This window comes from Streptomyces sp. NPDC102462, assembly GCF_044765425.1.
Lineage (GTDB): Bacteria > Actinomycetota > Actinomycetes > Streptomycetales > Streptomycetaceae > Streptomyces.
This window is the reverse complement of sequence record NZ_JBIWKB010000052.1, coordinates 38,233-50,436: the sequence shown is the minus strand read 5'-3', so window position 1 is coordinate 50,436 and position 12,204 is coordinate 38,233. Positions and strand designations below refer to the sequence as shown.

Sequence of the window (12,204 nt, the reverse complement as noted above, 5' to 3'; positions counted from 1 at the left end):
AGACGGCCCCGGGTGCGCCGGGCGGCGCGGCGGGGCTCGGGCGGGCGTCGGTCAGCCTGCTGATGGCCCACAGATTCACCGGTGCGGCTCTGATTCGAGGCGGGGGAGGCGCCGGGCCTCAGGAGGGGACCGGGACGCCGGTGCGCTGTTCGGCGAGCGCCAGATAGACCTCGTCCAGCGTCGGTTCGGACAGTGAGATGCCGGTGATCTCCACTCCCGCGGCGTCGAACGCCCGGACCGCGGCGGCCAGTCCGATGGATCCCTCCACGGCGGCGGTGACGGTGCCCGCGGGTTCGCCCGGACAGGGGTCGAGACCCGCCGTGCGCAGGGCGCTCAGTGCGGCGGAGGCGGCACCGGGGTCGGCGAGGGTGGCCCGGACCATGCTGCCGCCCAGTCGTTCCTTGAGCTGAGCGACCGAGCCGTCCGCGATGCACCGGCCCCGACCGAGCACCATGACACGGTCCGCCAGTTGCTCGGCCTCCTCCAGGTACTGGGTCGTCAGCAGCACGGTCGTGCCCATGCCGACCACCTCACGGACGAGGTCCCACAGGGCGTTGCGGCTGACCGGGTCGAGCCCCGTGGTGGGTTCGTCGAGGAAGAGCACCTGGGGGTGGCCCACGAAGCTGCTGGCGAGGTCGAGGCGCCGGCGCATGCCTCCCGAGTACGTGCCCGCGGCCCGGTCGGCCGCCTCGGTCAGCGCGAACATGTCCAGCAACTCCTCGGCCCGCGCCGCCGCCTCCCGCTTGCCGGCTCCCAGGAGCCGGGCCACCAGCAGCAGGTTGGCGCGGCCGGTGAGGCTCTCGTCCACCGCCGCGAACTGGCCGGTCAGACCGATGCGGCGGCGCACGTCCCGAGCCTCCCGCACCACGTCGAATCCGGAGACCCGCGCCGTGCCTTTTGTGGGCGGCAGCACGGTGGCGAGAATGCTCACCAGTGTGCTTTTACCCGCTCCGTTATGACCGAGCAGACAGAGCACACGCCCTTTTTCCATCCGAAAGCTGATGTCGTCGAGTGCCCGGGTGGCACCGAACATTCTGCCCAGCTCCATCGCTTCGATCATCACGTCACTCATCGATGCCGTTCCTCGCAGATAGCGGCCGAGACGCCTTTTGTGGAGGCAGGAAGATCCTGCAATCCCGACTGTCCGCACCACAAGGAGAGCTACAACAAGCTGCCAGCGACCTGAGGTTCTCCGCATGGTCAAAGGTCAGCCTGACAAGTTCTTACCCCGCCAACTGGCCGGTGCCCGTGGGCATCAGATCACCCGAGGGGGGAAGAAGTCCGAGCTCAACGGCGCGGGCGCCCGCCTGAAATCTTGAGCTCGCCCCCAGCTCACGAGTTATTTCCGCGACGTTGCGCCGGTAGGTGCGCACCGAAACGCCCAGTTCGCGGGCGGCGGCCTCGTCGGTGCGCCCCGAGCTGAGGGCCTGGAGGATGCTCCGGCCGAGCGCGCTGCGTGAGCGCTCGCTCAGCCGCCGGTGGTCGGCGAGGGTGGCGCTGCTCGACCAGGAGACGACGAACAGGGTGCGCAGGTTGCGCAGGACGGCCGGGGCGCGGACGAGCACCGCCTCGCGGACGGCGGCCCCGTTGCGGATCCACACCGCGCCGATGATGCCGTCGGCGAGGACCATTTCCTGTAAGGGAGCCCTGGCCAGGCGGGTTTCGACGCCGGGTGCGTATTTGTCGAGGTGCTCCAGGAAGCGGCGGTCCCGCAGGAGACCGACCCGGCCGAGCAGTTTGACGCCGACCCCGCGTGCGGTGGCCCGTCCCAGCTGGTCGATCAGCTGGTAGGTCTCGTCCTCGCCCTCACCGGAGAGGACGACGGCCAGGTGGTGACGGGCCGTGGCGATCATCTGCTCCGTGGCGACCCCGACCGAGTTCTCGTCCGGTTCCAGCGAGGCGACCAGCCGCTCCACGTTGCGGTGGCGGTCGACGGCGATCTCGACGAGTTTCCGGGCCTGTAGCAGAACGCCCTCTATTTCGTCGCTCGAAGGCCGCGATTCCGTAAGTTCTGCGGTGAGCCCGGAATCGTTGGCTATCTCGTAATTGACTGATGTATTTGGCACAGCTCCCCCTGAAGCTTGACCAATAGGAGTCCCCGTCCGCCGTGCTCGAAGGCTCTTTGGGATGCAAGGGCCCTGGCACGGGGCAATACTCGTGCAAACAGTCAGAGAAATAACCTAGAGGGGCGCCGTACAGGGCCCACGGAGGGGCGTACGACCCACAGATGCAACGCGGTAGACATCCCGCATGTCGAGCTCCATTCCCCCGCTAAGTCGACACAAGTGGCAAACCGGACATCCAGCTGGAGGATGGTCAACGGTGGCCTGCGTCGCTCCCGTTAGTTGAACGGTACCTAGCACAGCTTCGTAACGTCAAATACGCCTGTCCGAAACAATTACGGAAAACCTCATTGTGGCGAGGAGGCATCCTTATCCACCACCAAGGTCATTTCCGCGAGCACGCCCCCGACCTGCCGTCGGGGCCCCTCGGCCACGTCCGGGCCGGCCGGGCGAGGTGCCGGCCGGCCCGGTCCGGTCAGTCCAGCGCCCCGTCGTAGTCGGGCAGTTTGAAGGTCCGCTCCGCGTGGCCTCCCACCAGGTCCGACGTGTTGTTTCCGATGTTGGCGACGATGGTGTATCCGTCGGCCTCGATCTGTGCCCGCTTCGACGTCTTGAACTCGGCTGTGTCGCGGAAGAGATCAGCGAGGCTCCGCTGGTGCAGACCCGTCACCGGATACCCGACCGACTTGAGGTTCGCCTCGGTGATCCACGAGATCAGGTCGGGACGCGCGGTGACGAAGAATATGGCAGCGCCCCTGCCGTGCGCGTACTGGGCCAGTTCGAGAGTCGGCTCGACGGCGGGCGTCGGCGGGAATGGCTGGAAGTGTGTCTCCAGTGAGGTGTTGTCTATGTCGAGGACGATCGCCGGCTTCTCGCCGGAGCTGTCGTCCAGTCGCCGCTCGACATAAGGGCGGGCCTCGTCGATCACCTTCCGGACATCGCTCTGCCAGGTGTCGTAGTCCACCTCCGCCGCCGCGACGGCCTGGGCCCCTACGGCCGTCGTCGACCGCTCCTCGCCCGCCGGAGCGGCCACGGCCTGCGTCGCCCCCGCCGCCCCCAGCACAAGCGCCGCCGCGACGCTCGCCGCCGCGCGTCCTCCAGACGCGATCCCAGCCATACGTCCTCCCTCGTGTCCGATGCGCGACGGCCGTCCGGCCCCGCCCAGCCGAACCTAAAGGCCGATCCGAGCGGGTTGACGTGCGCGTGACCGGAACCGGAAGCGGAGTCCCGCACGACTGCTCCCGCACTCGTGAGCGGCTGCGACATTGCGCCACCCGGGCCGGATTGGTGACAGGTTGCTGCCATCAGGAGAGCGTGAGGCCGGCCGGACCACCGACCAGCGCACGAGGCGCGGCGCGCCGCCGACCGCGGCGTGCGAACGCCCGTGCCTGAGCCGGCAGTTCAAGGCGATGAAGAAGGAAGACGAAGAAGGAAGACGAAGAAGGAAATCGCAAGGCGCGTCGGAACCGCGCGCAGAGCCGAGCTATCGAAGTGCCCTGAGTTCGATCGCCGGGCAGCGGTCCATGACCATGTCGAGGCCGGCGGCCCGGGTCCGGTCGTAGGCGGCCTCGTCGATCACCCCGAGCTGGAACCAGACGGCCCGCGCGCCCTTGGCGACCGCCTCGTCGGCGACCTGCCCGGCGAGGTCGCTGTTCAGGAACACATCCACGACGTCCACCGGGAAGGGTATGTCCGCGAGCGAGGCGTATCCGCGCTCGCCGTGGACCGTCTCCGCCTTGGGATGCACCGGGACCACGCGCTTGCCGAACCGCTGCAGCACCTCGGCCACCCCGTAGGCGGCGCGCCGCCGGTTCGAGGACAGGCCCACGACGGCCCAGGTGTCGCCCAGCTCGGTCAGGATCCTGCGGGTCGTCGCTTCGTCGCCGTACACGGTCGCGGCCTCCTCGGGCGTGGCGCGGAACTGTCCTTCGCGCAACAGTGTCCGCCGGGCGGTGATTCCCGCGCCGGTCCGGCACGGCCCCGGGCGGGCCGGCGCGCGCCGCCTACCCCATCCGCCGCCACGGTGTCCGGTTTCGGCGCCAAGTCCTGCGTACGGGCTTCCGCCCGCCTACGCTCACCCCGTGCTGCGTATCATCGACGCCCGAACCGGCCGACCCGTCGACGTCGCCCCCGCCCGCCGGGGCCTGACCCGCATCGAGGCCCACACGTCGGGCTCGGACACCTCGGCCCTGCGGGTGCTGCTCGTCGCCGACGTGCTGGTCCGCGCCCTGGAACTCGGCGGCACGCCCGTGTGGTGCCTGCTCACCGGCGGGCGGCGGCAGGCCGAGCTGCGTGCGGCGGCCACCGCCCTGGGCATCCGGCCCTTCGAGGAGGGCCGCGACCTCGCCGCAGGCCTCGGCGAGGCGCAGATCGTGCATGTGGCCGCGGACAGCGGCGTGCTGCCCGAGGGCGGTGTCGTCGTCGGCGTCGCCCCCGCGATCCGCGCGGACCCTGCCGGTGAGGCTCCCGCCGTGGCCGGCGCCGCCTGCGCGGGAACGCCCGATCCCGCCGCGCTGCGCCTCGCGCTGCTCGCCACCCGCCGGGACACCCCCGTGCGCATCGACGCGGACGCGCTGGATGGGGCCGGGCGGAGGCTGGCGCGCTGGCGCCGGGCGGTCGCCCACTGGGCACGGCAGCCGTCCCGGCCGATCCCCGACGAGGTGCGCGGGCGGCTGCGCGCCGCCTGGGAGGACGATCTGGACGTGACCGGGGTACTGAACGTCCTGGACGGGGTCGCGGAGGCCGCCGACCTGCCGGACGGCGCCCGCTTCGAGACGTACGCCCACGCCGACCGGCTGCTCGGCCTCGACCTCGTCCGCGACCTCGGGAGCCCCGCATGAGCGCCGGAGCGGGCCCGCTGCGCCGGCTGGTCGTGCTGCGGCACGCCAAGTCCGCCTGGCCCGAAGGCGTCGCCGACCACGAACGCCCGCTCGCCCCGCGCGGCCGGCGCGACGCCCCGGCCGCGGGCCGCGCCCTCGCCGAGGCCGACTGCCTGCCCGACCTCGCCCTGTGCTCCACCGCGCTGCGCGCCCGGAGCACCTGGGAACTCGCCTCCGCCCAGTGGGGCACCCGGCCGCCCGCCCGGTTCGAGCCGCGGCTGTACGCGGCCGGCGCGCCGGACCTGCTGCGGGTCGTGCACGAGGTGTCGCCCGAGGTCGGGACGCTGCTCCTGGTCGGACACAACCCGGGTCTTGCGGAACTGGTCCTCGACCTGGCCGGGGACGGCCCGGACGACGCCCTGGAGGCGGTCCGCAGGAAGTTCCCGACGTCGGCCGTCGCGATCCTGACCTGGCACGGCACCGGCTGGCAGGCCCTGACCCCCGGCACCGCGCTCCTCACGTCGGTCACGGTCCCCCGCGGGAAGCGACAGGGGAAGTGACAGAGGAAGCCGAAGGGAAAGGCGAAGGGAAAGGCGGATTAGGCTGGCCGGATGCAGGACGAGTACCGCACCGTCGCCCGCGCGGGTGTGCACGAGACCGAGGTCAATCGCTCACGGTTCCTGTGCGCGCTCGCCCCGGCCGCCACCGAACGCGAGGCCCAGGAGTTCGTCGCCGCGGTCCGCAAGGAGCACGCCGACGCCACCCACAACTGCTGGGCGTACGTCATCGGCGCCGACGCGGCCGTCCAGAAGGCCAGCGACGACGGGGAACCCGGCGGCACCGCGGGCGTCCCGATGCTCCAGATGCTGCTGCGGCGCGACATGCGGTACGTCGTCGCCGTCGTCACCCGCTACTACGGCGGCGTCAAGCTCGGCGCGGGCGGACTGATCCGGGCGTACGGCGGCGCCGTCGGCGAGGCCCTGGACCAGCTCGGCACCCGCACCCGGCGCCGCTTCCGGCTGGGCACGGTGACCGTCGACCACCAGCGTGCGGGCAAGGTGCAGAACGACCTGCGCGCTACCGGCCGCACGGTGCGCGACGTCCGGTACGGGGAGGCGGTCGCCATCGAGATCGCCCTGCCGGACGCCGATGTGGACGCCTTCCGCGCCTGGCTGGCCGACGCCACCGCCGGGACGGCACGCTTCGAGGCGGGCGGCGAGGCGTACGGCGACGCATGACCCCCGGAGCCGACATGCCCCTCGGGGCCGGAGGGACCTGACGGGCCCGTGGGGCGCGGCCGGTGACGGGCCGGTACGGGAGTAACCGCCCGTGATGTCAGACCCGGCCGTTAGTCTCGGGGATCATGAGACTCCTGCACACCTCCGACTGGCATCTGGGCCGGGCGTTCCACCGGGTGAACCTGCTCGACGCCCAGGCCGAGTTCATCGGACACCTCGTCACCACCGTGCGCGAGCGCGACGTGGACGCGGTGGTCGTGTCGGGAGACGTGTACGACCGGGCGGTGCCCCCGCTCGCCGCCGTCGAGCTGTTCGACGACGCGCTGCACCGGCTCGCCGGCCTCGGCGTGCCCACGCTGATGATCTCCGGCAACCACGACTCGGCCCGCCGCCTCGGTGTCGGCGCCGGGCTCCTGGACCGCGCGGGCATCCATCTGCGTACCGATCCGGCCGGCTGCGGCACTCCGGTCGTGCTGTCCGACGCCCACGGGGACGTGGCCTTCTACGGCCTGCCCTACCTCGAACCCGCCCTGGTGAAGGACGCGTTCGGGGTCGACCGGGCGGGCCACGAGAGCGTCCTCGCCGCCGCCATGGACCGGGTGCGCGCCGACCTCGCCGCCCGCGCACCCGGCACCCGCTCCGTCGTCCTCGCGCACGCCTTCGTCACCGGCGGCGAGACCAGCGACAGCGAACGGGACATCACCGTGGGCGGGGTGGCCGCCGTCCCGGCCGCCGTCTTCGACGGCGTCGACTACGTGGCGCTCGGGCATCTGCACGGCTGCCAGACCCTCTCCCCGCGCGTGCGCTACTCGGGCTCCCCGCTGGCCTACTCCTTCTCCGAAGCCGGCCACCGCAAGAGCATGTGGCTCATCGACCTCGGCGCCGACGGCGCGGTCGCCGCCGAGCGCGTCGACTGCCCGGTGCCGCGCCCGCTCGCCCGGATCCGGGGCACACTGGACGACCTGCTCGCCGACCCCGCGCTCGCCCGCCACGAGACGGCCTGGGTCGAGGCCACGCTCACCGACCGGGTGCGGCCCGCCGACCCCATGGCCCGGCTCACCGGCCGCTTCCCGCACACCCTCAGCCTCGTCTTCGCCCCCGAGCGGGCCCCGGACGACCCCGACGTGTCGTACGCGCGGCGCCTCGCCGGCCGCGCCGACCAGCAGATCGCCCAGGACTTCGTGGCCCATGTGCGCGGCGCGGGCCCCGACGAGCGGGAACTGGCCGTGCTGCGGGAGGCGTTCGACGCCGTGCGCGCCGACGACGCGCTGCGCGAGGTGGCGCGATGAGGCTGCACCGGCTGGACGTGACCGCCTTCGGACCGTTCGGCGGTTCCCAGAGCGTCGACTTCGACGCGCTGTCCGCCGCGGGCCTGTTCCTGCTGCACGGACCGACCGGCGCGGGCAAGACGTCCGTCCTGGACGCGGTGTGCTACGCGCTCTACGGCTCCGTGCCGGGCGCCCGGCACGGCGGCCAGGGACTGTCCCTGCGCAGCGACCACGCCGACCCCGCAACCCGCACCGAGGTCCGCCTCGAACTGACCGTCGCCGGGCGGCGGTTGGAGATCACCCGGCAGCCGCCCTGGGAACGCCCCAAGAAGCGCGGTTCGGGCACGACCCTCGACAAGGCCCAGACCTGGCTGCGGGCCTACGACCCGGCCGCCGGCACCTGGCGGGACCTCAGCCGCTCGCACCAGGAGATCGGCGAGGAGATCACCCAACTGCTCGGCATGAGCCGGGAACAGTTCTGCCAGGTGGTCCTGCTGCCCCAGGGCGACTTCGCGCGTTTCCTGCGCGCCGACGCCGAGGCGCGGGCCAGGCTGCTCGGCCGCCTCTTCGACACCCGGCGCTTCGCCGACGTCGAAAAACGCCTCGCCGAACGGCGCCGCGCCACCGAGGCCCGGGTCCGCGAGGGCGACGCCGCGCTCCTCGCCGACGCGCACCGCATGCAGCAGGAAGCGGGCGACGCCATGGAACTGCCGGAACTCGCCCCGGGCGAGCCCGGCCTGGCCGAGGCCGTGCTGGGCGCCGCCGCCGTCGCCCGCAGCACCGCACGGGAACGGCTCACCGTCGCCCACTGCCGGCTCACCGCCGCCGAGTCCGCCCAGGCCACCGCCGAACAGGCCCTCGCCGGCGTACGCGAACTCGCCCGGCTCCAGGACCGGTTCGCTGAGGCGCGGCGGCGGGCCGTGCTCCTGGAGGAGCAGGCCGGCGCCCACCGGGAGGCGCAGGCCCGCATGGAACGGGGCCGCAAGGCCGAGACCGTGGCGCCCGCCCTGGAGCTGCGGGAGGCCGCCGAGGCCGAGCACCGGCGCAGCGCCGCCGCCGAGACACGCGCGCGTGGCCCGCTGTCGCAGAGCCTCGCGGACGCCGGTGCCGCCGGGCTCGCCGCCGCCGCTCGCCGGGCCGCCGAGGAACTGGGCGGCCTGGAGTCCGCGCGCCGCGCCGAACAGCGGCTCGCCGAACTCGTCGCCGAACGCGCCGGTCTGGACCGCCAGGAGCGCGCCGACGAGGAGGTGCTGCGGGAGGCCGGGACCTGGCTGGCCGGCTGGGACGCCACCCGCGCCGGCCTGCAGAACCGGCTGGAAGCAGCCCAGGAGGCGGCCACCCGCGCCGAACAGCTCGCCGTGCAGCGCGAACCGGCCCGGCGCCGGCTCGACGCGGCCCGGCTGCGGGATGAGCTGTCCCGGGACACCGAAGCCGCGCGGCAGCGGGCGCGCGAGGCGGAACGGGACGCCCTGGCGGCCCGCGCCCACTGGCTCGACCTCAAGGAACAGCGGCTGAACGGCATCGCCGCGGAACTCGCCGCGCACCTCACCGACGGCGAACCGTGCGCCGTCTGCGGCGCCACCGAACACCCCGCGCCCGCCCGCAGGGTCGCCGGGCACGTCGACCGCGAGGCGGAGGAGCGGGCGCTGGCGGCCCACCAGCGCGCCGAAGAACGGCGCGCCGAGTCCGAGCGCCGACTGGGCGTGGTGCGGGAGGCGCTGGCCGCCGCGACCGCCGAGGCGGGCGACACCCCCACCGAGCAACTGGCCGCACAGGCGGACGAGGTGGAGCGGGAGTACACGCGGGCGCGGCGGGCGGCGTCCGGGCTGCACGCCGCCCGCGAGGAGCTGCGGCGGGCCGAGCAGGAACGCGAGCGGCGCCTCACCGACCGTCAGCAGGCCGAGGTCAGGGCCGCCTCCCGGCTCACCCGGCGGGACACCCTCGACCAGGAACGCGCCCTTTTGGAGGAGGAGTTGGCGCAGGCGCGCGGCGACGCCGGCAGCGTGGCGGCCCGCGCCGCGCAACTGGAGCGGCAGACGGCCCTGCTCACCGAAGCCGCCGATGCCACGCGCGCCGCCGAGGACAGCGCCCGCCGGCTCAAGGACGCCGACGCCCGGCTGGCCGACGCCGCCTACCGCGCGGGCTTCGCCACCCCCCGGGACGCGGCGGACGCCCTGCTCGACGACGCGGCCCACCGCGAACTCCAGCACCTCCTCGACGCCCGGCAGTCCGAGGAGGCCGCCGTACGCGCGATCCTCGCCGAGGCCGACACGGCCGCCGCCGCCCGGCGACCACCCGCCGACGTCGAAGCGGCCGAGCGGGCCGCGGCCTCGGCGGCCGGACGGCTGCGCGAGGCCGCGTCCGCACGCGACGCCGCCGCCCGCTGCTGCGCCGAACTCGACCGTCTCTCCGCACGCGCCGCCGACGGCGTGCGCGGGCTGGCGCCGCTGCGCGAGGAGTACGACCGGGTGGCCCGGCTCGCCGCCCTCACCGCGGGCACCTCCGCCGACAACGAACGCCGGATGCGCCTGGAGTCGTACGTGCTGGCGGCCCGCCTGGAACAGGTCGCCGCCGCGGCGACGGCACGACTGCGCCGAATGTCCGCGGGCCGCTACACCCTGGTGCACTCCGACGACCGCACCGGACGGGGCCGCAGCGGGCTCGGACTGCATGTGGTCGACGCCTGGACCGGCCGCGAGCGCGACACGGCGACGCTGTCGGGCGGTGAGACGTTCTTCGCCTCCCTCGCGCTGGCCCTCGGCCTCGCCGACGTCGTCACCGACGAGGCGGGCGGGGTCCGGCTGGACACCCTCTTCATCGACGAGGGCTTCGGCAGCCTCGACGACCAGACCCTGGACGAGGTCCTGGACGTCCTCGACTCGTTGCGCGAACGCGACCGCAGTGTCGGCATCGTCAGCCATGTCGCCGATCTGCGGCGCCGCATCCACGCGCAGCTGGAGGTGGTGAAGGGGAGAGCGGGTTCTCGGCTGAGGGCTCAGCTGCAGGGATCCTGACCGCCGTCGTCGGCTGCGGCTGCGGCTGCGTCGTGGCTGGGCGCGCCCGCGCGGCGGAGCCGCATGTCGACACAGCCCCGCGCCCCTTCGGGGCGCTGCCGGACCGCGGCTGGGTCCGCTTGGTGCGGTCAGTGGCTCAGGGGGCGGTGGGGGAGGGGGGAGGAGTAGACGACGTTTGTGGTGATCGAGCCCAGGGTGCCGATCCGGCCCGCGATCTCCTCCAGGTGGGGCATCGAACGCGCGGCGACCTTGATGACGAAGCAGTCGTCGCCCGTGACATGGTGCGCCTCCAGGATCTCCGGCGTCACGGCGACCAGATCGTGGAACGGCTTGTAGTGGCCGTTCGGGTAGCGCAGGCGCACGAACGCCAGGATCGGCAGGCCCAGCCGCTCCGGATCCACGACGGCGGAATACCCCCGGATGACGCCCGCCTCCTCGAGGCGCCGCACCCGCTCGGTGACGGCACTCGCGGACATCGAGACAGCCCTGGCCAGCTCGGCGAAGCTCGCCCGGCCCTCGCGTTGCAGGACATCGAGGATGCGCCAGTCGGTGGCGTCGGGGGAAAACACGGTCATGGTCGAGGAATAACAGGGATTCCCCGGCCGGACAAGCTCCGCACCGCTGGATCCACCTTCAGACACCGGCGCGGCGACCGTAGATTTTCCGTCATGGATTCCCGCCGTGCACAAGCCCGGCGACCCGACGGAAAGGCTGCTCATGACCCTCGCGAACGCCGTCGACCCGGTGCTGCGCGTGCCCCCGGCCGCCCCGGCCGAGGCCGTCGCCCACTTCCGCGCCGCCCTCGCCTTCCACGCCGACGTCTCCGATGTGGCCGCCGCCCTCGCGGCCGGCGAGCCCGGCTTCGTCGTGCTGGACTCCCGTTCCGCCGACGCCTTCGACCAGGGCCATGTCCCGGGCGCCGTCCACCTGCCGACCGCGCTCGTCCCCGAGCGGGCCGGCCGGCTCCTGGACAGATCCGTGCCGGTGGTGACGTACTGCTGGGGCCCCGGCTGCAACGGCGCCACCCGCGCCGCTCTCGCCCTGGCCGAACTGGGCTACCAGGTCAAGGAGATGCTGGGCGGATTCGAGTACTGGGTGCGCGAGGGCTTCGCCTACGACACCCGGCGGGGCCGCGAGAGCCGTCCCGTCGACCCGCTGACCGCTCCGGTGGACGCCGACTGCGGCTGCTGACCGGGCAGTTCGGGGCGTAGCGGGCGGGTGGCCGGTCGGTGGGCCCGGCCGGTCGCTGTCCGTGTAGGTTCTGCCCATGGCGCGATACGCGGATCCAGGCGCGGTGGAGTGGGTGGAGTCGGGCGGGGGCCCGCTGATCGTGGTTCCGGAGGCGGTGCTGCCGTTCTGGGCCGGGGCCGACGGCGAGGACCTGGCCACGGACTACGACCGGGCGTGCGAGGTCGACGGATATGTCGGCCTGCTCCCGGTCGGCGACAGCGCGGCCCTCGTACTGGGCGACGAACCGGCCTCCACCTCCTTCCTGCCGGACCACGGCACGTTCGTACGGTGGAGCGCGGCCGGTTCCGAGGACGAACTGCTGGCGGGCGTCCCCGCGGCCCTCGATGCGGCGGAGTGGCAGAACGAGGTCAGCTGGCAGGTGCCCGGCCCGGTCGTGCTGTTCGACTCGGCCTGGCCCGGCACCGCGACCGACCGCACCGAGCACCTGCGGGTGGCGCTGGAACCGGGCCGGTACGCGGTGCGCGCGGCCCACGCCCAGCCGGGACCGGAGACCTGGCTCGGCCTGGTCCAGCTGCGCCGGCTGCCGGACTGAACCCGCCGGCCGCCCGCCG

12 protein-coding genes are annotated in these 12,204 nt (G+C 73.5%); 7 read left to right on the top strand and 5 right to left on the bottom strand.

Going from position 1 to position 12,204, the window contains the following annotated elements; all coding sequences use genetic code 11:
* Window positions 1–118: 118 nt before the first annotated feature.
* The 4 genes from ACIRFL_RS33360 to ACIRFL_RS33345 form a co-directional block, all read right to left on the bottom strand.
* Window positions 119–1,072 (bottom strand): ATP-binding cassette domain-containing protein, encoded by a 954-nt coding sequence (locus ACIRFL_RS33360; RefSeq protein WP_404035992.1) that lies wholly within the window; start codon window positions 1,070–1,072, stop codon window positions 119–121.
* Between the two features lie 151 nt (window positions 1,073–1,223).
* Window positions 1,224–2,066 carry a response regulator transcription factor gene (locus ACIRFL_RS33355; RefSeq protein WP_404035989.1) on the bottom strand — a complete coding sequence of 281 codons (843 nt, stop codon included), beginning with the start codon at window positions 2,064–2,066 and terminating at the stop codon, window positions 1,224–1,226.
* A gap of 472 nt (window positions 2,067–2,538) precedes the next feature.
* Entirely contained in the window at window positions 2,539–3,180 is a 642-nt protein-coding gene (locus ACIRFL_RS33350; protein WP_404035986.1) for an HAD family acid phosphatase, read from the bottom strand.
* A gap of 366 nt (window positions 3,181–3,546) precedes the next feature.
* The gene (locus ACIRFL_RS33345) at window positions 3,547–3,954 is read right to left on the bottom strand and encodes a CoA-binding protein (protein WP_404036042.1); all 408 of its coding nucleotides are present in this window, start codon (window positions 3,952–3,954) and stop codon (window positions 3,547–3,549) included.
* A 190-nt stretch (window positions 3,955–4,144) separates the two neighbouring features.
* On the opposite strand from ACIRFL_RS33345, the gene ACIRFL_RS33340 reads away from it, so the two are divergent.
* From ACIRFL_RS33340 to ACIRFL_RS33320, 5 genes are all read left to right on the top strand, one after another.
* Window positions 4,145–4,903, top strand: a complete 759-nt coding sequence (locus tag ACIRFL_RS33340) for a hypothetical protein (RefSeq protein ID WP_404035983.1) — start codon at window positions 4,145–4,147, stop codon at window positions 4,901–4,903.
* On the top strand, window positions 4,900–5,442 hold the full coding sequence (locus ACIRFL_RS33335; protein WP_404035981.1) for a SixA phosphatase family protein: 543 nt from the start codon (window positions 4,900–4,902) through the stop codon (window positions 5,440–5,442). The genes ACIRFL_RS33340 and ACIRFL_RS33335 overlap by 4 nt, the downstream gene beginning before the upstream one ends.
* Before the next feature lie 51 nt (window positions 5,443–5,493).
* Window positions 5,494–6,120 carry a YigZ family protein gene (locus tag ACIRFL_RS33330; protein WP_404035978.1) on the top strand — a complete coding sequence of 209 codons (627 nt, stop codon included), beginning with the start codon at window positions 5,494–5,496 and terminating at the stop codon, window positions 6,118–6,120.
* A 125-nt stretch (window positions 6,121–6,245) separates the two neighbouring features.
* Window positions 6,246–7,409 carry an exonuclease SbcCD subunit D gene (locus ACIRFL_RS33325; RefSeq protein WP_404035975.1) on the top strand — a complete coding sequence of 388 codons (1,164 nt, stop codon included), beginning with the start codon at window positions 6,246–6,248 and terminating at the stop codon, window positions 7,407–7,409.
* Entirely contained in the window at window positions 7,406–10,402 is a 2,997-nt protein-coding gene (locus tag ACIRFL_RS33320; RefSeq protein ID WP_404035972.1) for an AAA family ATPase, read from the top strand. Before ACIRFL_RS33325 ends, ACIRFL_RS33320 begins: the two co-directional genes overlap by 4 nt.
* 128 nt (window positions 10,403–10,530) lie before the next feature.
* On the opposite strand, the gene ACIRFL_RS33315 is transcribed toward ACIRFL_RS33320, so the two are convergent.
* Window positions 10,531–10,977: an Lrp/AsnC family transcriptional regulator gene (locus tag ACIRFL_RS33315; RefSeq protein ID WP_404035969.1), complete on the bottom strand. Its 447-nt coding sequence runs from the start codon at window positions 10,975–10,977 to the stop codon at window positions 10,531–10,533.
* A gap of 142 nt (window positions 10,978–11,119) precedes the next feature.
* On the opposite strand from ACIRFL_RS33315, the gene ACIRFL_RS33310 reads away from it, so the two are divergent.
* Window positions 11,120–11,593 (top strand): rhodanese-like domain-containing protein, encoded by a 474-nt coding sequence (locus tag ACIRFL_RS33310; RefSeq protein ID WP_404035966.1) that lies wholly within the window; start codon window positions 11,120–11,122, stop codon window positions 11,591–11,593.
* 76 nt (window positions 11,594–11,669) lie between these two features.
* Window positions 11,670–12,185, top strand: coding sequence for an immunity 21 family protein (locus tag ACIRFL_RS33305; protein WP_404035963.1), 516 nt, complete (start codon window positions 11,670–11,672; stop codon window positions 12,183–12,185).
* Window positions 12,186–12,204 lie beyond the last annotated feature (19 nt).